This window comes from Aquitalea aquatilis, assembly GCF_005155025.1.
Lineage (GTDB): Bacteria > Pseudomonadota > Gammaproteobacteria > Burkholderiales > Chromobacteriaceae > Aquitalea > Aquitalea aquatilis.
Map to the genome: position 1 here is coordinate 157,388 of NZ_CP039731.1, position 24,117 is coordinate 181,504.

General features: G+C 58.9%; 21 protein-coding genes. 10 read left to right on the plus strand and 11 right to left on the minus strand.

The window, feature by feature from the left end:
• Window positions 1–59 precede the first annotated feature (59 nt).
• From FAZ30_RS00755 to FAZ30_RS00765, 3 genes are all read right to left on the minus strand, one after another.
• Window positions 60–1,013, minus strand: a complete 954-nt coding sequence (locus FAZ30_RS00755; RefSeq protein WP_199731063.1) for an alpha/beta hydrolase — start codon at window positions 1,011–1,013, stop codon at window positions 60–62.
• 8 nt (window positions 1,014–1,021) lie between these two features.
• On the minus strand, window positions 1,022–2,596 hold the full coding sequence (locus FAZ30_RS00760) for a BCCT family transporter (protein ID WP_137008380.1): 1,575 nt from the start codon (window positions 2,594–2,596) through the stop codon (window positions 1,022–1,024).
• A gap of 94 nt (window positions 2,597–2,690) precedes the next feature.
• Complete coding sequence (locus FAZ30_RS00765) at window positions 2,691–3,794, minus strand: tartrate dehydrogenase (RefSeq protein ID WP_124644772.1); 1,104 nt, start codon at window positions 3,792–3,794, stop codon at window positions 2,691–2,693.
• 110 nt (window positions 3,795–3,904) lie between these two features.
• Between FAZ30_RS00765 and FAZ30_RS00770 the strand changes: the two genes are divergently transcribed.
• Complete coding sequence (locus FAZ30_RS00770) at window positions 3,905–4,810, plus strand: LysR family transcriptional regulator (RefSeq protein WP_124644771.1); 906 nt, start codon at window positions 3,905–3,907, stop codon at window positions 4,808–4,810.
• A 37-nt stretch (window positions 4,811–4,847) separates the two neighbouring features.
• Here the strand turns inward: FAZ30_RS00770 and FAZ30_RS00775 are convergent, their stop codons facing one another.
• Window positions 4,848–5,063, minus strand: a complete 216-nt coding sequence (locus FAZ30_RS00775) for a hypothetical protein (protein ID WP_124644770.1) — start codon at window positions 5,061–5,063, stop codon at window positions 4,848–4,850.
• A gap of 62 nt (window positions 5,064–5,125) precedes the next feature.
• Window positions 5,126–6,130: a porphobilinogen synthase gene (gene hemB / locus FAZ30_RS00780; RefSeq protein WP_137008382.1), complete on the minus strand. Its 1,005-nt coding sequence runs from the start codon at window positions 6,128–6,130 to the stop codon at window positions 5,126–5,128.
• Window positions 6,131–6,730: 600 nt separating this feature from the next.
• On the opposite strand from hemB, the gene FAZ30_RS00785 reads away from it, so the two are divergent.
• Window positions 6,731–7,837 carry a porin gene (locus FAZ30_RS00785; protein WP_158613626.1) on the plus strand — a complete coding sequence of 369 codons (1,107 nt, stop codon included), beginning with the start codon at window positions 6,731–6,733 and terminating at the stop codon, window positions 7,835–7,837.
• Window positions 7,838–7,998: 161 nt separating this feature from the next.
• Here the strand turns inward: FAZ30_RS00785 and dnaJ are convergent, their stop codons facing one another.
• The 3 genes from dnaJ to grpE form a co-directional block, all read right to left on the minus strand.
• The gene (gene dnaJ / locus FAZ30_RS00790) at window positions 7,999–9,129 is read right to left on the minus strand and encodes a molecular chaperone DnaJ (RefSeq protein ID WP_124644767.1); all 1,131 of its coding nucleotides are present in this window, start codon (window positions 9,127–9,129) and stop codon (window positions 7,999–8,001) included.
• A 129-nt stretch (window positions 9,130–9,258) separates the two neighbouring features.
• Complete coding sequence (gene dnaK, locus FAZ30_RS00795) at window positions 9,259–11,178, minus strand: molecular chaperone DnaK (protein WP_124644766.1); 1,920 nt, start codon at window positions 11,176–11,178, stop codon at window positions 9,259–9,261.
• Window positions 11,179–11,310: 132 nt separating this feature from the next.
• Entirely contained in the window at window positions 11,311–11,856 is a 546-nt protein-coding gene (grpE, locus tag FAZ30_RS00800; RefSeq protein ID WP_124644765.1) for a nucleotide exchange factor GrpE, read from the minus strand.
• A 453-nt stretch (window positions 11,857–12,309) separates the two neighbouring features.
• Here grpE and aceA point away from each other — a divergent pair, with 453 nt between their 5' ends.
• Together aceA and FAZ30_RS00810 are read left to right on the plus strand one after the other, a co-directional pair.
• Window positions 12,310–13,608 (plus strand): isocitrate lyase, encoded by a 1,299-nt coding sequence (gene aceA / locus FAZ30_RS00805; protein WP_124644764.1) that lies wholly within the window; start codon window positions 12,310–12,312, stop codon window positions 13,606–13,608.
• Window positions 13,609–13,833: 225 nt separating this feature from the next.
• Entirely contained in the window at window positions 13,834–14,388 is a 555-nt protein-coding gene (locus FAZ30_RS00810; RefSeq protein ID WP_137008384.1) for a flavodoxin family protein, read from the plus strand.
• 64 nt (window positions 14,389–14,452) lie between these two features.
• Here the strand turns inward: FAZ30_RS00810 and bcaP are convergent, their stop codons facing one another.
• Window positions 14,453–15,850: a branched-chain amino acid transporter BcaP gene (bcaP, locus tag FAZ30_RS00815; protein WP_124644762.1), complete on the minus strand. Its 1,398-nt coding sequence runs from the start codon at window positions 15,848–15,850 to the stop codon at window positions 14,453–14,455.
• A gap of 526 nt (window positions 15,851–16,376) precedes the next feature.
• The gene (locus tag FAZ30_RS00820) at window positions 16,377–17,273 is read right to left on the minus strand and encodes a LysR family transcriptional regulator (RefSeq protein ID WP_124644761.1); all 897 of its coding nucleotides are present in this window, start codon (window positions 17,271–17,273) and stop codon (window positions 16,377–16,379) included.
• A 149-nt stretch (window positions 17,274–17,422) separates the two neighbouring features.
• Between FAZ30_RS00820 and aceB the strand changes: the two genes are divergently transcribed.
• The 6 genes from aceB to FAZ30_RS00850 all read left to right on the plus strand — a co-directional run bounded on the left by aceB (window position 17,423) and on the right by FAZ30_RS00850 (window position 23,711).
• On the plus strand, window positions 17,423–19,018 hold the full coding sequence (aceB, locus tag FAZ30_RS00825) for a malate synthase A (protein ID WP_124644760.1): 1,596 nt from the start codon (window positions 17,423–17,425) through the stop codon (window positions 19,016–19,018).
• A 225-nt stretch (window positions 19,019–19,243) separates the two neighbouring features.
• Window positions 19,244–20,203, plus strand: coding sequence for an ABC transporter substrate-binding protein (locus FAZ30_RS00830; protein ID WP_137008386.1), 960 nt, complete (start codon window positions 19,244–19,246; stop codon window positions 20,201–20,203).
• A 132-nt stretch (window positions 20,204–20,335) separates the two neighbouring features.
• Window positions 20,336–21,238, plus strand: coding sequence for an ABC transporter permease (locus tag FAZ30_RS00835; RefSeq protein WP_103523356.1), 903 nt, complete (start codon window positions 20,336–20,338; stop codon window positions 21,236–21,238).
• Window positions 21,235–22,029 carry an ABC transporter ATP-binding protein gene (locus FAZ30_RS00840; protein WP_137008388.1) on the plus strand — a complete coding sequence of 265 codons (795 nt, stop codon included), beginning with the start codon at window positions 21,235–21,237 and terminating at the stop codon, window positions 22,027–22,029. Before FAZ30_RS00835 ends, FAZ30_RS00840 begins: the two co-directional genes overlap by 4 nt.
• A 281-nt stretch (window positions 22,030–22,310) precedes the next feature.
• Window positions 22,311–23,006, plus strand: a complete 696-nt coding sequence (locus tag FAZ30_RS00845; RefSeq protein ID WP_124644757.1) for an SIMPL domain-containing protein — start codon at window positions 22,311–22,313, stop codon at window positions 23,004–23,006.
• 93 nt (window positions 23,007–23,099) lie between these two features.
• Window positions 23,100–23,711: a glutathione S-transferase gene (locus FAZ30_RS00850; protein ID WP_137008390.1), complete on the plus strand. Its 612-nt coding sequence runs from the start codon at window positions 23,100–23,102 to the stop codon at window positions 23,709–23,711.
• A 58-nt stretch (window positions 23,712–23,769) separates the two neighbouring features.
• Here the strand turns inward: FAZ30_RS00850 and FAZ30_RS00855 are convergent, their stop codons facing one another.
• Complete coding sequence (locus FAZ30_RS00855) at window positions 23,770–24,102, minus strand: YnfA family protein (protein WP_137008393.1); 333 nt, start codon at window positions 24,100–24,102, stop codon at window positions 23,770–23,772.
• Window positions 24,103–24,117: the final 15 nt, after the last annotated feature.

The window sequence follows — 24,117 nt, forward strand, 5'->3', positions numbered from 1 at the left end:
ATGGCAAGGCCGGGGGAAAATCGCGCAGCGCCACATACCATGCCGGTGCGCAACAGATGTCATGTCTGGCCAGCCAACATGCGACAAATGGCCGCGACCAGCGCACGGTACATGCGGGCTGTCTCCATGCCCTGCGGCCAAAAGCGCAGGCATCCATGCAGCAACCCACGACCGACATGGCATTCAGCTGCAACGCCATTCGCCTGCAGGCGCTGGGCATAGCACAGGCCATCGTCACGAAGCGGGTCGTACTCCGCCACTGCGACAAAGGCCGGCGGCAAACCTTGCAGATTGGCCGCCACCAACGGTGCCAGGCGCTCATCGGCATGCATGGCCGGATCCGGCGCGTACTGCGCAAGGTAATAGGCCATGTCCTTGCGACTGAGCAGCGGGGCATCGGCATGTTCGCTGGCCGCTGGCTCTGTCGGTACTGCCGCCAGTGCGGGGTAGATCAGCGCCTGCCCGCACAAAGGTGGGCCTGGCTTGCCACGTGCAGCCAGGCAGAGTGCGGCAGCCAGATTGCCACCCGCGCTGTCACCGGCGACCACGACACGGGCGGGGTTGATACCCAGTGTCAGGCCAGCCATGCGCAGCATGTCCCACACCGCCAGGCAATCCTCGAAAGCGGCAGGAAAGACATGCTCCGGAGCCAGGCGGTAATCGACCACCAGTACGGCTGCAGCACATTCCTGCGCCAGCGGTGCCGCGATAAAGGCATGTGAATCCAGACCACCCAGCATCCAGCCGCCACCATGCAAATACAGTACACAGGGCCAACCGGCTGGCGGCATGGCCGCAGCTGGGCGGTACAAGCGCAGCGGGATATGTCGTCCGGCCACCGGCAGAACATGGTCCTCAAGCTGCAGCCCATCCGGCAGCGGCGGGGTGAAGTAACGACACAGGGCATCGTAGGCCACACGCATTTCGGACAGGCTGTCATCAGCGGGTAGAAACAAGGCGCTCTGATTGACAAAAGACTGCATTTCCGCAGAAAGCTGATAAGCACTCGCCATGGCCGAACTCATGAGCTGGACTGGTTGCTGGTCACCACCGCGGGCGGCTGCTCGCCAACCTGATGTGCAGGAACATCGCCATAATCTTCACGCAGCCACTTGAGCAGGCCGTACACCATGACCAGGGTGATCAGGGCAAAGGGAATGGCCGTCACAATCACCGTGGTCTTCATGGTATTGAGTGGTGCCTTGGCAAAAATCATCGCCAGCGGCACCAGCGTCAGCATCACGCACCAGAACAGGCGATCGGCAGGAGAGGGGTCTTCACCTTCGGCCAGATTGCGGGTGCAGGTAGCCGATACCGCATAGCCCACGGCATCCATGTGAGCGGCCAGAAATATCGCCATGACCGCCAGGAAAAATGCGATGACCCAACGCCCGGCCGGCAGCAAATCCAGCAACTGGCCAATCGCCACCTCACCGCCCTGCTCGCTCAGCACTTGCGGCACATTGATCAGACCGCTGATAAAACTGTGCACGCTGTAGCTTTCCAGTACGCCGTAGACACACCAGATGCCGGCACAGCCTCCTACCACCATGGCCACCAGCACTTCACGGATGGTGCGGCCACGCGAAATACGGGTGACAAACAGTGCCACCCCTGGGGCATAGGAAATCCACCATAGCCAGTAGAACACCGTCCATTCGCGAGTGAACTTGCCATCGCCCATCGGATCGGTGAACAGACTCATGTCGACAAAGCTGCTCAACATCAGTCCCAGGCTGGATAGCGCATTGCTGGTAATAAACTGCGTGGGGCCCAGCAAATAGATGTAGCCAGCCAGCACCACCACACCCCAGCACACCATCTGGCTCAGACGCTTCATGCCGCCATCCATGCCCACCCAGGAAGACAAGGTAAACAGCACGGATACCGCCAGAATGATGATCAGCTGCGTGGTGAAGCTATCGGGAATGCCTGTCAGGATCGACAGCAATCGGGCAAAGGTAATGGCCGTAAGCACCAGCGAGATAGTCAGTGCCCCGAACATGCACAGCATGAACAGCAGATCCACCAATCGCCCCAAGGCTCCATCAGGCTTGCGGCCGGTGATGGCACCGATAATCGCCGCCAGACTCAGACCCTTGTTCTTGCGTACGTGAAAGTGATAGCACATGGCCACCGCCCCCAGCGCATACATGGCCCAGGCGCTCAGGCCGGAATGAAAGAACGAGTAGGCCACACTGTATTTCAGTGCCTGCGGCGAGGATGGCGGCAAATTGAGACCTGGCGTCTGGTAGTAATACGCCCAGTCCAGAAAACCCCAATACAGCGTGGACGAGCCCAGCCCGGACATGATGAACATGAAAATCCATGTTGACGTTGAGTAGTCCGGCCCGCCCTCCCCCAGCCGAATCTGACCGTACTTGCTCAGGCCCAGCCAGATGACAAACAACACGGCAAAAAAGGCAAACAACAAAATGGGCGAGGCAAATACTGTGGTACACCAGTACATCAGCTGGTTGGCCATCGCGACCGATGCCTTGGGCATCGCGATCATGACAAAGACCAGCGCAAACACAATCAACAGGCTGACCACTGCCAGCGGAATATCACGCCGGCCTTGCTTGGAGGTTTGCATGTTTTCTCCTTGTATCCTTGGCCCAGCAGCTGCCGGGGAATAGCTGCTGGCAGCCGCCGCAATGTAGCGGACCGGTCTGCCAGCAGTCTCTGGACTAAGCCGTCACCGCCAACGGCGCATGTGCGACCACCGCCGCAATGGCTTGGCCCAGCTCGGTGGTCGTGGCCTTGCCGCCAAGATCGGCGGTCAGCGGCCCGGTAAGCAGTACAGACTCGATGGCCTGCATGATGGCATCGTGCGCAGCGCGACAAGGCCCCTGGCTGTGGCCAAGAAAATCCAGCATCAGTGCGCCAGACCAGATCATGGCAATGGGGTTGGCGATGTTTTTGCCGAAAATGTCCGGGGCGGAACCATGCACCGGTTCAAACAGGGAGGGGAAACGACGCTCGGGGTTGAGATTGGCCGACGCCGCCAGGCCAATGGTGCCGGTGCAAGCCGGGCCCAGGTCGGAAAGGATGTCGCCAAACAGATTGGACGCCACCACCACATCGAAACGGTCCGGCTGCAATACAAAGCGTGCCGCCAGAATATCCACATGCTGCCGTTCCCATTGCACGTCCGGGTAGTGCTGTGCCACCGCGGCCACGCGCTCATCCCAATACGGCATGCTCACGGCGATTCCATTGGACTTGGTCGCAGCAGTCAGCTTTTTGCGTGGCCGGCTTTGTGCCAGGGTAAAAGCGTGATGCAGGATGCGATCGACACCATGGCGGGTAAAGATCGATTGCTGCAGCACCAGCTCGCGCTCTGTCCCTTCGAACATGCGGCCACCAACAGCCGAGTACTCACCCTCGGTATTCTCCCGCACCACCAGAAAATCGATATCACCCGGCTGGCGATTGGCCAGCGGGCAGGAAACGCCAGGCAGCAAACGCACGGGCCGCAGATTGACGTATTGGTCGAACTCGCGGCGGAACTTCAACAGCGAGCCCCACAGCGACACATGATCGGCCACTTTGTCCGGCATGCCGACAGCCCCGAAATAGATGGCATCAAAACCCTGCAGGGTGTCGAACCAGTTGTCCGGCATCATCTGGCCGTGCTGCAGGTAGTAGTCACAGCTGGCCCAGTCAAACCGGGTAACCGACAAATCGATATCAAAGCGCCTGGCAGCCGCCTCCAGCACCCGCAAGCCTTCCGGTAGCACTTCCTGCCCGATGCCATCGCCCGCGATGGCCGCAATCCTGTAAGCCCGCATCCTGCCCTCCTCTGTTCTTTCGTCATAATGACCTTGTACTTCGAGGCCTAGCATGGCGGAAAACAAAGCCCGGATAATGGGCTGGTCCGTGCATACAGAAGACACGAAACATGAAGGATCTGCTGCAGCTCGAAGATTTGCGGGTATTTTGCCTGGTCGTCCGCAAGGGAGGATTTGCCGTGGCCGCCGAAGCCATGGCGGCATCCCCGGCCTATGTCAGCAAACGTATTCGTGTACTGGAGCAATACCTGGGCTGTCGCCTGCTGGACCGCACCACCCGGCGCATTGCCATGACCGAGCGCGGAGAGCGCATCTACGCCTGGGCAGGAAAAATACTGCAGGATGTGGAACAAATGAGCGTGGAGATCGGTACCGCACGCGAACAAGCACGCGGCATCATCCGCATCAGCAGCAGCTTTGGCTTTGGCAGGGTGCATCTGGCACCGGTACTGGGCAAACTGGCACAGCATTACCCGGAACTGAGCATCCGCTTCGAGGTAGCCGACTGTCTGGTTGACCTGGCACAAGAGGGAATCGACCTGGATATCCGGGTGGGAAACGAGATTGCCCCACAGCTGCTGGCGCGCAAGCTGGCAGATAACCGGCGCATCCTGTGCGCCTCACCGGCCTATCTGGCACAACATGGTTCTCCTGCCACGCTCAATGCCCTCAGCCAGCACAATTGCCTGGTCATCAAGGAAAGAGATCACCCTTTCGGGGTGTGGCGTCTGGCCGGCCCCCAGGGAGAGTGCAGCATCCGGGTGCAGGGGGCGCTGGCCGCCAACCATGGCGAGGTGGTGCACCAGTGGGCCTTGCAGGGCCATGGCATCATGCTGCGTTCGCTATGGGATGTGGCGCGCGAACTGGAGAAAGGGGAACTGGTACAGGTTCTGCCAGACTACTACCTGCCGGCAGATATCTGGGCGGTGTATCCGGAAAAGCTGGCCAATTCGGCCAAACTGCGTGTCTGTGTGGAATTCATCCAGCAATATTTCCGGCACGGCGGGCTGGCGTAATGCTCGCCAGCACCGCCATCGCAAAGCATGAAACAACTTATTTTGGCTTGCGCAAACTGGCCGGGGTATGGCCGGCCGGGCTGTCTGGCCCATCTTCGTCGTCATCATCATCAGCCGCATAGGGCTGCGGCTTGACGCCGGGCAGGTCGACTGGTGGCGGGGCCTTGGACAGTCTGGCCAGCGAACCGATGGTGGACATCACCAGCGCGACGATGACAAACAGCCAGAACCAGGTGGAGTGCAGAAAATCCATGGCCTACTCCTCTTTCAGGACAATGCGCCGCCCAGGATTGCAAGGCGGCGCAGTGCGGGTCATCAGCCGCGACGCAGCAGGCGCGCCGCATCCAGCGCAAAGTAGGTCAGGATGCCGTCGGCACCGGCGCGCTTGAAGGCCATCAGGCTTTCCATCATGCACTTTTCTTCGTTCAGCCAGCCATTCTGGAAGGCGGCCTTGAGCATGGCGTACTCACCGGACACCTGATAGGCATAGGTCGGCACGCGGAAGGTGTCTTTCACCCGGCGAATCACATCCAGATAAGGCATGCCCGGCTTGATCATGACCATGTCGGCGCCCTCTTCCAGATCCATTGCCACTTCCTGGATGGCTTCATCCAGATTGGCCGGGTCCATCTGATAGTTGTATTTGTCAGCCTTGCCCAGATTGCCGGCCGAACCAACCGCATCACGGAAGGGGCCATAAAAGGCAGAAGCGTACTTGGCCGAATAAGCCAGAATCTTGGTATGAATGAAGCCCGCCTCTTCGAAAGCATCGCGCAGCGCACCGATACGGCCATCCATCATGTCGGACGGGCCGAACACATCCACGCCGGCTTCGGCATGGCACAGACCCTGGCGAATCAGCACTTCGGTGGTTTCGTCATTCAGCACATAGCCGCTGTCATCGATCAGGCCGTCCTGGCCATGCACGGTATACGGGTCCAGTGCGCCATCGGTCATCACGCCCAGTTCGGGAAAGCGCTGCTTGAGTGCACGCACCACGGTAGGCACCAGACCGTCCGGGTTATAGGCTTCCTGCGCGGCATTGTCCTTGCCGGTTTCAATCACCGGAAACAGCGACAGCATGGGAATACCCAGCTCCAGGGCTTGTTCGGCGGTATACAGCAATTTGTCCAGGCTCTGGCGCACCACGCCCGGCATGGAGGCGACTTCCTGCTCGCGATTCTCACCTTCCAGCACAAACACCGGATAGATCAGGTCATTGGTGGTCAATACGTTCTCGCGCATCAGGCGGCGGGAAAAATCATCCTTGCGCATGCGGCGCATGCGCGTGGCAGGGAAATAGCGGTTGGCAAAAATCATGGGGTTTCCATCACAGGTGACAATAGCAATGCTGGGAATTGTACGCCTGTTGCTGCCGGCTGGCAGTGTCATTCCCCTTGCTGGCCGGCGAGCGGCAGCATGCCCTGCAACAAGCGCGTGCGAGCGGCTGCAGCCGGCGGCAACACCACGCCAATGCATCAGTAAAAATCATACCTAGCATTCTTGCAGCTCATAGCAATTGACGATAAGTGTTGTGTAAAAACAGCATTTTTATCAGACAAAACGTCTAATTTACCAAAATGCAACAGTTGAAATACTTAGAAAAACGATCGTTTACACGGAAAAACTACAATAAAAAACAATATTCAGCACATGGGGATTGAACTTTACAAAAACCATAACTTTTTGTTTTTAAATAAATATATCGAATTAATTACAAAAAAATCATCGACACTCATACCTGGAAAAAGCTTTTTCCCATGGCAATTTGTTAATAAATGTTCATTGACGGTTACAAACGTGTTTCGCACACTCAGCCCGGTTGGTGAAATCAAGTTTTTACATGGCTTGCTTTACACCGCGCCCAGCCTGCCAACAGATCAGGCAGGCCTAGAAAAAACTACTAAAGGATTTAGAGGAATGAAAAAACTCGTACTCGTTGCTGCCATCGCAGCAGCCATGCCGGTGCTGGCCCAAGCCGACGTCACCATCTACGGCTCCATCCGTGCTGGCCTCGACAGCATGAAAAGCAGCGACACCAACTTCAAATCGAACACCGGTGTTGACGACTTTGCCAGCCGTATCGGCTTCAAGGGTAGCGAAGATCTGGGCAATGGCCTGAAAGCCATCTGGCAAGTGGAAACCGGTATGAACGTGGATGGCGTAACCACCAGCGGCACCGGTGCAGGCACCTTCGCCAACCGTACCAGCTTTGTCGGCGTAGAAGGCAACTTCGGTAAGGTTCGTCTGGGTTACCTCGATGATGTACTGGGCGAAACCGAGTCCACCGACAACCTGTATGGCCCGCGTCGCGACAACACTGGCATGGCATTCCCGCTGTATGAAGGCAGCGACGTATTTGGTGCCTACGGCGATAGCCGCGTCAAGAATGGCGTACGCTACGACAGCCCGGACCTGAACGGCTTCAATGCCATGGTTCACCTGGGTTCCGGTGAAGCACAGGCTGCTGGCGGCAAGAAAACCGGCAACACCCTGGGTACCCGTCTGGCCTACTCCAACGCCGGCTTCTTCGGTGCCTACGCCTACATGGCCAAGTACAATACCGTCGCCGATCACAACAGCGGTGTACATCGTGTTGAATTCGGTTACGACGCCAACAACCTCTACCTGGCTGCCACCTTGCAGAAAGCCACCCTGTGGGGCGATGCCTGGGCCAAGAACACCGATGGCAGCTATGCCGTTTCCGGTATTGCTGGCACTACCGTTGCCAATACTGGCGCCAACAAGCTGAGCAGCCGCTCCTGGGCCATCAATGCTGCCTACACCATTGGCGCATTCAAGCCGTCCATCGTCTACTCCAAGCGCAGCAGCGTGAAGGTTGACGGTCAGTCGCAAGACTGGGGTGCCACGCAATGGGCCGCCGCAGTGGACTACAGCCTGAGCAAGCGCACCATGCTGCAAGCCGGCTACGGCCAAGTGAAGGAAGACAAGGGTGCACAGGCTGCACTGGGTTGGGCACAGGACAAGGCATCCATTACCTGGGTGATGCTGAAGCACAACTTCTAAGCCGGCTGCCTGGCTGGTTCCTTTGAAAAAGTCATTTGCCACCGCCTTGCCGCGGTGGCTTTTTTCATTCTGCCGCCATCAACACGCGTGAAAAACAAAACCCCCGGCGGACCGGGGGTTGATCGACGACCTGCAAGCAGGCACAAGCCCTGTATTGCGGCTTATTCGAAGAAATCGCGCAGCTTGTCCATGAAGGACTTGGAACGCGGATTATGCATGGCAACGTCGCCCTGGCTGATGGCTTCGAATTCACGCAGCAGCTCGCGCTGACGCTCGGTCAGCTTGACCGGAGTTTCCACCACTACATGACAATGCAGATCGCCATAGTCGGTGCCGCGCACTGCCTTCACGCCCTTGCCGCGCAGGCGATACACCCGGCCGCTCTGGGTTTCTGCGGCGATCTTCACCTTGGCCATGCCGTCCAGCGTGGGAATTTCCACCTCGCCGCCCAGCGCAGCCGTGGCAAAGGAAATCGGCATTTCGCAATGCAGGTCCATGCCGTCACGCTGGAACACCGCGTGCTGCTTGATATGGGTCACCACATACAGGTCGCCGGATGGGCCGCCATTCTGCCCTGGCTCACCTTCGCCGGACAGGCGGATGCGGTCGCCCTCGTCCACCCCGGCCGGAATCTTCACGTTCAGCGTCTTGTTGGTCTTTTTCTGACCGGCACCATGGCAGCTGGTGCAAGGATCGCTGATCTGCTTGCCGGTACCGTGGCAGGTCGGGCAGGTTTGCTGGATGGAGAAGAAGCCCTGGCTCATGCGCACCTGACCATGGCCACCGCAGGTGGAGCAGGTCTTGGGCTGGGTGCCTGGCTTGGCACCGGTGCCATGGCAGACATCGCAATCTTCATGCGAGGGAATGCGAATCTGCTTTTCGCAGCCACGCGCCGCTTCTTCCAGTGCAATATCCAGGTTGTAGCGCAGGTCGGCACCGCGATAGACATTGGAACGACCACCACCGCCAGCACCGCCCCGGCCACCGCCGAAGATGTCGCTGAAGATGTCGGCGAAATCGCCAAAGCCACCAAAACCGGCACCACCGCCGCCGCCACCGGCTTGCGGGTCTACCCCGGCATGGCCGAACTGGTCGTAGGCACTGCGCTTCTGGCTGTCAGAGAGGATTTCATAGGCCTCTTTGACTTCCTTGAATTTTTCTTCGGCTTCCTTGCTGTCCGGATTACGGTCCGGGTGATATTTCATCGCCAGCTTGCGGTATGCCTTTTTGATGTCGTCCTCGGAAGCATCGCGATTGATGCCGAGCACATCATAAAAATCTCTTTTGGACATGGTGTTTCACTCTCTGGCCGCGACCAGCCGGTCCGGCAGGCAATGATCTTCTTGATACGGCAAAGGCACAGAGGCCGGTGGAGAGCCCTCCGCCATTCCCTGTGCCTCGTTCAGTCAGCAAGCGGATGCTTACTTCTTGTCTTTCACTTCTTCGAACTCGGCATCCACCACATCGCCTTCGTCCTTGGCCTTGCCGGCATCGGCCGCACCCTGACCTGCTTCAGCCTGCTGCGCCTGGGCATACATGATTTCGCCCAGCTTCTGGCTGGCCTTGGCCAATTCTTCGGTCTTGGCTTCGATGACCGCCTTGTCTTCGCTCTTCACCACTTCTTCAGCGGCCTTGACGGCGTCTTCGATCTTGGCCTTTTCGGCGGCATCGATCTTGTCGCCATGCTCAGCCAGCGACTTCTTCACGCTGTGGATCAGACCTTCGGCCTGGTTACGGGCAGTCACCAGCTCGTGCAGCTTCTTGTCTTCCTCGGCATTGGCTTCGGCATCCTTCACCATGCGCTGGATTTCATCTTCCGACAGACCGGAAGACGCCTGGATGGTGATGTTGGCCTGCTTGCCGCTGGCCTTGTCCTTGGCGGACACATGCAGGATACCGTTGGCATCGATGTTGAATTCCACTTCGATCTGCGGAATGCCACGCGGTGCAGGCGGAATATCACCCAGATTGAACTGACCCAGGCTCTTGTTGGCGGCCGCCTTTTCACGCTCGCCTTGCAGTACGTGGATGGTCACCGCAGTCTGGTTGTCATCAGCCGTCGAGAAGGTTTGCGAAGCCTTGGTCGGGATGGTGGTGTTCTTCTGGATCAGCTTGGTCATCACACCGCCCAGGGTTTCGATACCCAGCGACAGCGGGGTTACGTCCAGCAGCAGCACGTCTTTACGCTCGCCGGACAGTACCGAACCCTGAATCGCAGCACCTACAGCCACGGCTTCGTCCGGGTTCACGTCCTTGCGCGGTTCCTTGCCGAAGAATTCCTTCACCGCTTCCTGTACCTTGGGCATGCGGGACTGACCGCCGACCAGGATCACGTCGGTGATGTCGGACAGCGATACACCGGCGTCCTTCAGGGCAACACGGCACGGCTCGATGGAACGGGTGATCAGGTCGTCAACCAGGCTTTCGAACTTGGCGCGGGTAATCTTCATCGCCAGGTGCTTCGGACCGGTAGCATCCATGGTGATGTACGGCAGGTTCACTTCGGTCTGGGTAGCGCTGGACAACTCGATCTTGGCCTTTTCAGCAGCTTCCTTCAGACGTTGCAGGGCCATTACGTCGTTCTTCAGGTTCACGCCCTGTTCGCGCTGGAACTCGGTCACGATGTAATCGATGATGCGCTGGTCGAAGTCTTCACCGCCCAGGAAGGTGTCACCGTTGGTGGACAGCACTTCGAACTGGTGCTCGCCGTCTACGTCGGCGATTTCAATGATGGAGACGTCGAAAGTACCACCACCCAGGTCATAAACGGCAATCTTGCGGTCGCCTTCCTGCTTGGCCAGGCCAAACGCCAGGGCGGCAGCTGTCGGTTCATTGATGATGCGCTTCACTTCCAGACCAGCAATGCGGCCGGCATCCTTGGTAGCCTGACGCTGGCTGTCGTTAAAGTAGGCCGGAACGGTAATCACCGCTTCGGTCACTTCTTCGCCCAGGTAGTCTTCGGCAGCCTTTTTCATCTTGCGCAGCACTTCTGCGGAGATTTGCGGCGGAGCCAGTTCCTGGTCGCGTACCTTGACCCAGGCATCGCCATTGGGAGCCTTCATGATCTGGAAAGGCATCAGGTCGATGTCTTTTTGTACTTCCTTGTCTTCGAAGCGGCGGCCAATCAGGCGCTTGGCTGCGTAGAGGGTGTTTTTCGGGTTGGTCACAGCCTGACGCTTGGCCGGTGCGCCAACCAGGATTTCGCCATCTTCCATATAAGCAATGATGGACGGGGTGGTGCGTGCGCCTTCGGCGTTTTCAATCACCTTGGGGTTACCACCCTCAACGACGGCTACGCAGGAGTTAGTGGTGCCCAGGTCGATACCAATGATTTTGCCCATATTCAGTATTCCTTTATCTCAATTCGTTGCGACTGCGGCCGAAAGCTGATAGCCGTGGCCTGTTGTCTTCATAGGTATTGGCTATGCTGTCTTTTTCAAGTGGCTGCCAAGAACCTTTTTATGATTTTCGGGTCAGGCACGCGCCTTGGCCACGATCACCATGGCCGGACGCAGCGTGCGCTCAGCCAGCTGATAACCTTTCTGTAGCACCCGTAACACCGTATTGGCTTCGGCATCGGACTCTTCCGCGCTCATGGCCTGATGCTGGTGCGGGTCAAGCTTGTCGCCCACAGCCGGGGAAATTTCCTTGATCTGCGCCTTGTCAAAGGCGGCCACCAGTTGTTTCAGCGTCATGTCCACACCCATTTTCAGGGTGTCGATCTGACCGCTCTTGTCCAGCAGGGCCATTTCCAGGTAGTCCTTTACCGGTACCAGCTCCTGGGCAAACTTGTTGATGGCGTACTTCTGGGTGTTAAGCAGCTCTTCAGCATTGCGACGACGCTGGTTTTCCTGATCTGCACGACTGCGCAGCAACTGATCCTGCAGTTCGGCAACCTGTGCCTCCAGTGCGGCGATGCGCTGTTCGGCGGTTTGCTCGACAGTCTGTTCGCTGGCTGCAGCGTTGATGGTTTCGTCGACCGCGGCTTCGTTGGTCGCGTTGTTCTGGTTTTCCTGCATGGCAAGACCTCAAGTGAATCAGCTTTTAACGATGTCCTGATGCCAGATAAGGTCTCTCTACGGGAATTCAAGTCCCAGGTCTTGCCAAGGGTTCACAACCGCTGTGACCAGCGCTCACCTCGCGGTGCGTTTTCTGACTTTTCTTTTCGCAACTGCAACAAAAACTGGGCGATCAATTATTCATTTTTCGCCACAATTGTTACCTTCTGAACATCGTGGTTTTTTCGGTGTTGCACCGCACACAAGCTATTTTTTTTGTGCTTATAATGGGCCACACACGCTGAATGACCCACCAAGCAAAGCCGTTATCCGCGGGCTTTTGGTGGTCAGAACGGGCAACAGGCAAAAACCGTTGTCAACAAAATCACTCCGGAAAAACCGGAATGTCATTTGGCCAGAGGATTGCCGGAATTCACCGGTCTGCAGAGAAAACTATTCGAGAAGGGTTTGAACATGACTACTCGCGAACAACGTATCGCCGCCATTCAACATGACTGGGACACCAACCCGCGCTGGAAGGGTATCAAGCGTGGTTACACCGCCGCCGACGTAGAGCGTCTGCGTGGTTCGGTGCAAGTGGAACACACCCTGGCCCGCCAAGGCGCCGAGAAACTGTGGAACCTGGTCAACAACGAACCCTACATCAACTGTCTGGGCGCACTGACCGGTGGTCAGGCCATGCAGCAGGTCAAGGCTGGCATCAAGGCCATCTATCTGTCGGGCTGGCAGGTCGCTGCTGACAACAACGAATACTCCGCCATGTACCCGGACCAGTCCTTGTATCCGGTGGACTCGGTGCCGAAGGTGGTAGAGCGCATCAACAACGCGTTCAGCCGCGCCGACGAAATCCAGCACTCCAAGGGTGTTGAAAAGGGTGCCGCCGGTTTTGTTGACTACTACGCTCCCATCGTGGCCGACGCCGAAGCCGGTTTCGGTGGCGTACTGAACGCCTACGAACTGATGAAGGCCATGATCCGCGCTGGCGCGGGTGGCGTTCACTTTGAAGACCAACTGGCCTCGGTGAAGAAATGTGGCCACATGGGCGGCAAGGTACTGGTACCGACCCAGGAAGCCATCCAGAAGCTGATCGCTGCCCGTATGGCTGCCGACGTTTACGGCGTGCCCACCCTGGTGATTGCCCGTACCGATGCTGAAGCTGCTGATCTGATCACCAGCGACTACGATGCCAACGACAAGCCCTTCCTGACCGGCGAGCGCACTGCCGAAGGCTTCTACAAGACCAAGAAGGGTCTGGAACAAGCCATCAGCCGCGCCGTCGCCTACGCTGACTACGCCGACCTGGTATGGTGCGAAACCGGCACGCCGGATCTGGAATTTGCGCGCAAGTTTGCCGAAGCGGTACACGCCAAGCATCCGGGCAAGCTGCTGGCCTACAACTGCTCGCCGTCCTTCAACTGGAAAAAGAACCTGGACGATGCCACCATCGCCAAGTTCCAGCGCGAACTGGGTGCCATGGGCTACAAATACCAGTTCATCACTTTGGCTGGTATCCACAGCATGTGGTACAACATGTACGACCTGGCACAAGACTATGTTGCACGCGGCATGTCGGCCTACGTCGAGAAGGTACAAGAGCCGGAATTCGCAGCACGCGACCGTGGCTACACCTTCGTATCGCACCAGCAGGAAGTGGGCACCGGCTACTTCGACGATGTCACCACTGTGATCCAGGGCGGCCAGTCCAGCGTGACCGCGCTGACCGGCTCCACCGAAGAAGAGCAGTTCCACTAAGCGCCAACGAGGGCTGCCTGTCAGCCCTTGTTAGCACGCCCGCCGGCACCCTGCCTGCGGGCGTTTTGCATTTTGGCCGCTGTTTATTAAATCTGGCTAAACAATCAATTCATCCAGAATGACTGGTCCTGACACGAACAATCACTATACTGGACGCTGCTATTGCTTTCGGCGCGCCATTCACGGCACGCCCTTCCCGATTCATCTCCAGCAAAGGTATTCCCCATGACCAAGGTTGTCGTTGTCTATCACTCCGGCTACGGCCATACCCAACGTGTTGCCCAGCAAGTGGCAGCAGGTGCCAATGCAGAACTCATCGCCATTGATGCCGAAGGCAATGTGCCGGATAGCGCCTGGGATACCCTGGCGGCGGCTGACGCCATCATCTTTGGCTCCCCCACCTATATGGGCAGCCCGAGCTGGCAGTTCAAGAAATTTGCCGATGCCAGCTCCAAGGCCTGGTTTACCCGTGCCTGGCAGGACAAGGTGTTTGGCGGCTTCACCAATAGCGCCAGCCTGAACGGCGACAAGCAGGTTGCGCTGATCAACCTGCAAACCCTGGCCTCGCAACACGGTGGCATCTGGGTCAGCCTGGGCCTGCTGCCGAGCAACAGCAAGGCAGCCGCCCGTACCGATGTCAACAATCTGGGCGGCTCGGTCGGCCTGCTGGTGCAGTCCCCGTCGGATGCCAGCGTGGATGAAATCCCGCAAGGCGATCTGGACACCGCCAAACAATACGGTGAACGCGTAGCCGCCATCGCCGCCAAGCTACGCGGCTGATTCAGCTCGCTGCAGATGCAAAAAAAGCCACCTTGCAAGGTGGCTTTTCTTTGGCAAGCGCCGGTCAGGCTTGCTTGTGCAGGTGTGAATTCTTGCGCGAATAACCGAAGTACACCACCAGACCAATCACCAGCCATACCACGAAACACAGCCAGGTGAGTGCGGACAGCTGGGTCATCAGGAAGACACAGAAGATCACCGCCAGCGCCGGCACATAGGGCACGCCCGGGCACAGGAACTTGCGCGGCAGGTTGGGTTCGGTCTTGCGCAGCTTGATGATGGCAATGGCAATCAGCGAGAAGGCAGCCAGGGTACCGATGTTCACCAGCTCGGCCAGAGTGTGCAGCGGGATGAAGCCGGCAATCAGCGCGATGATGGTGCCGATCAGCCAGGTGGCCTTGTACGGCGTGCCGTATTTCGGGTTCACCTCGGAGAAAATCTTCGGCAGCAGGCCGTCGCGGCTCATGGCGAACAGGATGCGGGTCTGACCATAGGTCATCACCAGAATCACCGTCAGCATGCCCAGAATGGCACCCAGATCGACAAAGCCGGCAAACCAGTCCAGCTTGGCCACTTGCAACGCCAGCGATACCGGATGATCGATACCGGCAAATTGGGCATAAGGCACGATGCCGGTCATGATGGCCGACACGATGACGTACAGGATGGAACAGATGGCCAGCGACCAGATCACGCCCTTGGGAATGTCACGCGCCGGGTCTTTCACTTCTTCGGCCGCACAGGTCACTGCGTCAAAACCCAGGAAGCTGAAGAACACGATGGCCGCGCCGTGGAACACGCCGTTCATGCCATAAGGCAGGGCCGGGCTCCAGTTGACCGGCTTGACGTGCCAGATGCCAATGGCGATGAACACCAGTACCACGGCCACCTTGATCAGTACCACGATATTGTTGACGCGCTTGGACTCCTTGATGCCAAAGGCCAGCAAGGCAGTAATCAGCATGGCGATGGTAAAGGCCGGCAGATTGAACAGCGTCTCCTTGCCCGGCACCGCTCCGGCAGCAGCCGTCAGCGCCACCGGCAGATGAATGCCGAAACCGCCCAGCAGGCTCTGGAAGTAACCGGACCAGCCGACGGATACCGCCGAGGAGGCCAACAGGTATTCCAGCATCAGATCCCAGCCGATGATCCAGGCGACCAGTTCACCCAGCGTGGCATAGGCATACGTGTAGGTGGAGCCGGAAATCGGCAGCATGGCGGCAAATTCGGCATAGCACAGCGCGGCAAAACCGCAGGCCATGGCACCGATGATGAAGGACAAGACCAGACCCGGGCCGGCGACGGTGGCGCCGGTACCGGTCAGCACGAAAATACCGGTGCCGATGATGGCGCCGATCCCCAGCATGGTCAGGTCGAAAGCCGTCAGCTCCTTGCGAAGCCCTTTGGCGGTCTGGGCAAATTCCAGCATGCCCTGAACGCTCTTCTTGCGCATCAAACTCATGTTCAGACTATCCTGTGTGCACCGCTTCCCCTTGCCATGTTTGGGCGACGGGGTAGCCAGCGTTGATGATCATACTCAGCCCTTCCGCGGCTGCCCCGTCTGTTGCCGGTTCGTGACCGACACCTCCACGCAGGGCACTGCAGCGGAAAACGCGCGATCTTACAGGAAGGGGGGAACAGTTCAAGCCATAAAATCGGACAAAGTGTATCCATTATCCATTCCACGGCCGTTCTGGCAGCAGGATTTGCCTCAAAGCCGTCATAAGCCTGCAAGACCAGGCAGTTAATAGCGCTAGACAGCCAACAATCCGGTAGAAATTGCCATAAAAACGCAATGCCATGCCTATTTGACAGCAGTTTGCCCGACTGCAAGCCTGGCTCTCCCTGATTCAACAAAATGCGACAAGGCACCATGACATCGGTCTGAATGACCGGCAGGTCGGGACTATCGCCATGGCCGAGCAAGCGCGACCATTACCGGCGAAACAAGGGCGATTGCACACCGTGGGCAGCGTCGCGCTGGCTCATTAATCCCAATAGCCCGGTGCGGTGTAAATCTGCCGCAAATGCTCGATGAAATGCCGTACTCGCGCCGGCAGAAAGCGCCGCTGCGGCACCACGGCATACACCGGATAGTCTGGTGCGGCAAACTGGTCGAGCACCGTGACCAGCCGCCCTTCCGACACATCGTCCTTCACCTCCCACAACGAGCGCCAGGCCAGGCCCAGACCCTGCAAGGCCCAGTCATGCAGCACTGCGCCGTCATTGCACTCCTGGCGCCCGGCTACGCGCAGATTGATCAGCTCGCCATCGCGCTCGAAACTCCAGCCGCGGCTCTGGCTTTCGCCCAAGGACAAACAGTTGTGGCTGGCCAGCTCTTCCAGCGTACGCGGAATGCCATGGCGCGACAGATAGGCGGGCGAGGCCACCACCACACGGCGGTTTTCTGCCAGCCGCATCGCCACCAGCGAGGAGTCGGCCAGATCGGAAATACGGATGGCGCAGTCGATGCGTTCGCGCTGCAAATCGATCAGGCGGTCGGACAAATCCAGCGTGACCCGGATATCCGGCTGCGCCAGCTGGAAGGCCGCAATATGCGGCGCCACATGACGCCGGCCAAAACCGGCCGGAGCGGACACCCGCAAATGGCCGCGCGCCCGGCCACTGCCAGAGGCAACCGCCGCCTCGGCCTCGGACAGCTCGGACAGAATGCGCAAACAATCTTCAAAAAACGCCGCGCCCTCCTGCGTGAGGGTTACGCTGCGAGTGGTGCGCACCAGCAATTTCACCCCCAGCCGCTCCTCCAGCGCATCCAGCCTGCGCCCGATCATGGCCGGCACCACACCCTGCTGGCGTGCAGCTGCCGACAGGCTGCCATGATTCACCACCGCAACAAAGGTTTCCAGCTGCTTGAATTCACTCATTACATACTTAAAAGTAAAAGATGTTATGCCTATTTATGCATTTTTTTTTACTGTTTGGCTAGATACACTGACTGTCATCGCAATGCAGCATTTTGATCAATCAGGACGGCAAGTTCGCCGCCCACGGCAATTCAATCAGGAGCAAGCACATGGCTATCACCCTTCCGCAAGGCGTGGAAATCCTCGCCCCGCTGACCCCGGCGTTTGAAGAAATCCTCACCACCGAGGCGCTGGCCTTTGTCGCCAAACTGCACCGCCAGTTTGAAGCGCGCCGCCGCGAACTGATCGCCGCCCGCGTGGTACGCCAGGCCGAACTGGATGCCGGCAAGCTGCCTGACTTCCTGCCGGAAACCGCCGCCATCCGCGCCGGCGACTGGAAAATTGCCCCGCTGCCGCAGGATCTGCTGGACCGCCGCGTGGAAATCACCGGGCCGGTTGACCGCAAGATGATGATCAACGCGCTGAACTCCGGCGCCAAGAGCTTCATGGCCGACTTCGAGGACTCCAACTGTCCGAGCTGGGAAAACCAGATCAGCGGCCAGATCAATGTGCGCGATGCCTATCGCAAGACCATTTCCTTTGCCAATCCGGACGGCAAGCAATACCGCCTGAACGACAGCGTGGCCACGCTGATCCTGCGTCCGCGCGGCTGGCACCTGATGGAAAAGCACGTCACCGTAGATGGCGAGATTGTCTCGGGCTCACTGTTCGACTTTGCCCTGTCCTTCTTCCACAACATCGCCTATCTGCAAAGCGTGGGCAGTGCTACCTACTACTACCTGCCCAAGATGGAAGGCCATCTGGAAGCACGGCTGTGGAACGATGTATTCGTGTTTGCGCAAACGGAACTGGGCATCGCACAAGGCAGCATCAAGGCCACCGTGCTGATCGAAACCATTCTCGCGGCTTTCGAAATGGACGAAATCCTCTACGAACTGCGCGAACACAGCTCCGGCCTGAATGCCGGCCGCTGGGACTACATCTTCAGCTGCATCAAGAAGTTCAAGCAGAATCGCGACTTCTGCCTGGCCAACCGCGCACAGATCACCATGACTGTCCCCTTCATGCGTGCCTATGCCCTGCTGCTGCTCAAGACCTGCCACCAGCGCAACGCCCCGGCTATCGGCGGCATGGCGGCACTGATTCCGATCAAGAATGATCCGGTGGCCAATGAAAAAGCACTGGGCGGTGTGAAGGCCGACAAGGACCGCGATGCCACCGACGGCTACGATGGCGGCTGGGTGGCTCACCCGGGCCTGGTACCGATTGCCAACGAAGCCTTCACCCGTGTACTGGGCGATGCGCCCAACCAGATTGCCAAGCAGCGCCCGGATGTGAATGTGAGCGCGGCCGATCTGCTGAACTTCCAGCCGGAAGCGCCGATCACCGAGGCCGGCCTGTCGATGAACATCAATGTGGGCATCCAGTACCTGGGTTCCTGGATTTCCGGCAACGGCTGCGTGCCGATCCACAATCTGATGGAAGATGCCGCCACCGCAGAAATCTCCCGCTCGCAGATCTGGCAGTGGATTCGCAGCCCCAAAGGGGTGCTGGATGATGGCCGCAAGGTCACGGTAGAACTGTTCCGCGAACTGCAAGCGGCTGAAGTCGCCAAGCTGAAGGCCGAATATGGCAGCCGCTGGAGCAAGCAATACGAAGACGCGGCCGGCATGTTCGACCTGCTGACCACCTCGGACGACTTTGTCGAGTTCCTGACCCTGCCAGGCTACGACTACATCGATTAAACGATCGACCCTATAGCTGGCAATTTGCCAGCTTACACTCATGCGGCCCGTGATCCGGGCCGCTTTTTTTATGCCTGCCACCCGAATGGGCAACTTCCTGTCTCCAATATCCAATTTCAGCCATTTTATTGCGCATCGCAACAAGAAAAATCTTTGGCATTGGAATAAAATTGCGCGAAATAAACATTTTCCAAAAAAATCTATCCTGACTCACAAGGAATCGCCATGTCCCTACGCCATCGCCAACTGCTGGCTGCTGCCGCCGCCGTGCTGTCCCTGTCTGCCGCCGCTGCAGAAATGCAATCGGTCGCCATTACCGCCATCGTCGATCACCCGGCACTGGATGCCGCACGCAAGGGTGTGACCGATGAACTGAAAGCCGCCGGCTACGGTGAGGACAAGGTCAAGGTGCAGTACCAGAGCGCCCAGGGCAACCCGGCCACCGCCGGCCAGATCGCCCGCAAATTCGTGGGTGACAAGCCGACTGTCGCGGTAGCCATCGCCACCCCGTCGGCCCAGGCGCTGGTCGCTGCCAGCAAGACCCTGCCCATCGTGTTCACCGCCGTGACCGACCCGGTTGCCGCCAAGCTGGTCAGCAACTGGAAAGCCAGCGGCACCAATGTAACCGGCGTCTCCGACATGCTGCCGCTGGGTCCGCAGGTTGATCTGATCCTGAAAGTGAAACCGACTGCCAAGCGTATCGGCATGGTCTACAGCCCGGGTGAAGTGAACTCCACCATCGTGGCCAAAGAGCTGAAAGCCGAGCTGGCCAAGCGTGGCATGACCCTGGTGGAAGCACCGGCCGCGCGTACCGTAGACGTGGCCCCGGCAGCCAAAAGCCTGATCGGCAAGGTTGATGCCATCTATACCAGCACCGACAACAATGTGGTGTCCACTTACGAATCGCTGGTTGCCGTGGCCAACCAGGCCAAGCTGCCGCTGATCGCCTCGGATACCGATTCAGTCAAGCGCGGTGCCATCGCTGCGTTGGGCATGAACTACTACGATATGGGCCGCCAGACCGGCAAGATCGTGGTGCGCCTGCTCAAGGGTGAAAAAGCCGGCACCATCGCGCCGGAAGTGGGCAGCAAGCTGAGCCTGACCGTTAACCCGGCCGCTGCCATCAAGCAAGGTGCCCCGCTGTCGGCCACCCTGCTCAAGGAAGCCCAGAACACCGTCAAGTAAGCAATACCTGCGCAGCGCTGCCCTGATGGCCTCGCGGCCGTCGGGGCTTTGTCCGTCACCATCGCCCTGCCTGCCAAGGCAGGGTCTGCCGGCTCCTCCTATCCGGGCGGCCGGTTTGTCGTAGAGGTTTTCATGTCTCTGATTTCACTGATGGGCGCGCTGGAAATCGGCCTGATCTTTGCGCTGGTCGCACTGGGTGTGCTGATTTCCTTTCGCCTGCTCAACTTCCCCGATCTGACCGCCGACGGCAGTTTCCCGCTGGGCGGCGCGGTCGCCGCCGTATTGATTGCTGGTGGTCATGATCCCTGGCTGGCCTGTGGCCTGGCGGCCATCGCCGGTGCCGCAGCTGGCTGGCTGACCGCCTGGCTGAACGTGCGCCTGGGCATCCTGCAATTGCTGGCCAGCATTCTGGTGATGATTGCGCTGTACTCGATCAACCTGCGCATCATGGGCGCGCCCAATATTGCCCTGATCGGCCTGCCCACCGTATTCACCCCCTTCATCAGCACCGTCAATGACAATGCCTGGCTGATCCAGCCTGCCGTACTGGCCGTCATCGTGGTGCTGGCCAAGCTGCTACTGGATGCCTTTTTTGCCTCCGAAGCCGGGCTGGCGCTACGCGCCACCGGAGCCAATCCGCGCATGGCTCGCGCCCAAGGCATCTCCACCGACCGCATGACGCTGGCCGGCATGGCGCTGTCCAATGCGCTGATTGCCCTGGCTGGCGCACTTTATGTGCAAACCCAGGGTGGAGCAGACATTTCCATGGGTATCGGCACCATCGTTGTGGGCTTGGCTGCCGTGATCATTGGCGAAACCCTGCTGCCACCGCGCAGCCTGTGGCTGGTGACGCTGGCCACCGTGCTGGGAGCCCTGCTGTATCGCCTGCTGATTGCACTGGCGCTTAACGCCGACTTCATCGGCCTGCAAGCGCAGGACCTGAACCTCATTACCGCCGTATTGGTGGGCCTGGCCCTGGTACTACCCAAGATCAAGGCCAAACTGCGCAACAAGCAAGGAGGACGCACCGCATGATGCGCGCCGACAATCTGTTCAAGACCTTCAACCCCGGTACGCCGCTGGAAAACCCGGTGCTGCGCGGCCTGTCGCTCACCATCGAATCCGGCCAGTTTGTCACCGTGATCGGCAGCAACGGGGCCGGCAAATCCACCTTTCTGAATGCCATCAGCGGCGACATCAGCCCGGATAGCGGCAGCCTCAGCATTGATGGCCAAGATGTGACACGCCAGACAGCCTGGCAACGCGCCGGACTGGTCGCTCGCGTATTCCAGGACCCGCTGGCCGGCACCTGCGAAGGCCTGTCCATCGAGGAAAACCTGGCGCTGGCCATGCAGCGTGGCCAGGGCCGTGGCCTGTCGCGGGCAGTCAAAGCCAGCTATCGCGAGCAATTCCGCGCCAAGCTGGCCACCCTGCAACTCGGGTTGGAAAACCGGCTGGGTGACCGCATGGGCTTGCTGTCCGGTGGCCAGCGCCAGGCCGTGAGCCTGCTGATGGCGTCCTTGCAGCCTTCACGCCTGTTGCTGCTGGACGAGCACACCGCCGCGCTCGACCCCAAAACTGCCGCCTTCGTGCTGGAACTGACCGACCGCATCGTCAGCGAAAACAAGCTGACCGCGCTGATGGTGACCCACTCGATGCGCCAGGCACTGGACCATGGCCACCGCACCGTCATGCTGCACCAAGGCCGCGTGGTACTGGATGTCAGCGGCGACGAACGCAGCCGCATGGATGTGCCTGACCTGCTCGCCATGTTCGAGCGCACACGTGGCGAAAAGCTGGACGACGACGCCCTGCTGCTGGGCTAAGAGCAGCTAACAAAATAGCATCGCGTCCCTGACGCAAGGCGCGCCGACACAGACAGTACAAGGGTACGGCCAGGAGGCGCAACGCAGCAGCAGGGGTTTTGTTAACGGCTCTAAAGCAAACAGTAGCTGCGCCACCTGACCGGCCGCCATCAAGCGTGGCAGCCGGTCAGACGCCATACTCCCCGCGACCATGCTCGCTGCCATTTCTCCATTTTGTATGCGAACCTTCTGCCTCGTTCATGTTCAAAAGTTTGTTTGAAAAACATACGCAGGGAGATTGCATGGAAAATATTCGGATTCCCGTCCTGGTTTGGGCTGGTTTGTTAAGCGTTTCCACCTTTGCCGTGGCAGCTGACGGCATCGAACTGCGGCTGTCCGGCTCTGCCCAGCAAGAAGTGGCCAATGACCAGATTCAGGCCACGCTCTACCTGCAGGACAAGAGTGATCAGCCTGCCGTGCTGGCAGACCGCCTCAACAAAGGCATCTCCCGTGGCATGGCAAACGGCAAGTCCTACCCGCAGGTAGAGCTGAGCAGCGGCAGCTACAATAGCTGGCCCAGCTATGACAAGAGCGGCAAGATCATCGGCTGGCAAGGCCGGGCGGAAATCCGTCTGAAAAGCCGCAACATGACGCAGGCGGCTGAACTGGTGGCCCAACTGCAGAAAACCATGCTGCTGGAGGGTGTACAGTTCAGTGTTTCCGACAGCGCACGCCGCGCAGCAGAAAAAGCCATGATTCCGGTCGCGCTGGCAGAGATGCAGGAACAAGCGGACATCACCGCCAAAACACTGGGAAAAAGCCGCTTCACCATCAAGGAGCTGGAATTCGGCAATGCCGCCCCCTCCTATCGCCCTCCCATGATGATGCGCGCTGCAGCGGCCCCCATGGCCAAGGAGATGGACGTCGCCCAGCCAGACTGGCAGCCGGGACAAAGCCAGCTGCAACTGCAGATTACCGGCAAGATCGAACTCAACTAGGGCTTTATGCATGGGCAGCCATGCGCTAAAGTAAGCACATAACGGGCTGAGTTCATCAGCCCGCTTTTATGACCCGCCGAGCACCCTACCACCATGAAACTGATTGCCTCCCTCACCAGCCCGTATGCCCGCAAGGTACGCATTGTGCTGGCCGACAAGAAGATTGATTGCCCGCTGGAAGAGGACATGCCATGGAATCCGGACAGCCAGGTCCCGCACTACAATCCGCTGGGCAAGGTCCCTGTACTGGAATTGGATGACGGCAGCACCCTGTTCGACTCGCGGGTCATCGTGGAATACCTGGACAATATCTCGCCGGTAGCTCGCCTGCTGCCACAGGAAAACCGCCGCCTGATCAATACCCGCCGCTGGGAAGCACTGGCCGATGGCATCACCGATGCTGCCGTGGCCATCGTGCTGGAACAGCGCCGCCCGGCGGACAAGCAGATGCCGGAATGGATCGCCCGCCAGCAGGAGAAAGTGGACCGCGGTCTGGCCGCCCTGTCGGCCGATCTGGGAGAGCGCCAGTGGTGCAATGGCGAGAGCTACAGCCTGGCGGATATCGCTGTCGGCTGCTGCCTGGCCTATCTGAGCTTCCGCTTCCCCAACATCGACTGGCGCACAGACTACCCCAACCTCGCCACCCTGCTGGAGCGCTTGTCTACCCGCCAATCCTTCATTGATACCCAGCCACCAGCAGGCTGAGCAAAGCACATAAAAAAACCGGGCCCGTCCCGGTTTTTTGTTTCAGTCCGCACCACGCTCATGACTGCCGCGGTGCCAGCATGATGACGCCCATCCCCAGCAGCGCCAGCAAGGCCCCGAGCAAGTCCCACATACCCGGCCTTACACCATCGACCAGCCATAACCACAGCAAGGCCACCACCACGTAAACACCGCCATAAGCGGCATAGACACGCCCCGCGGCTGCCGGATGCAGGGTCAGCAACCAGACAAACAGCAGTAGCGAAAAGGCAGCCGGTAGCAGCAGCCAGATAGAGCCCTGCTGCTTCAGCCACAACCAGGGTAGATAGCAGCCGGTAATCTCTGCCAGCGCTGTCAGGCCAAACAAAAGCAATAACTTAAACAATGCCACCGCGGTTTCCCTTTA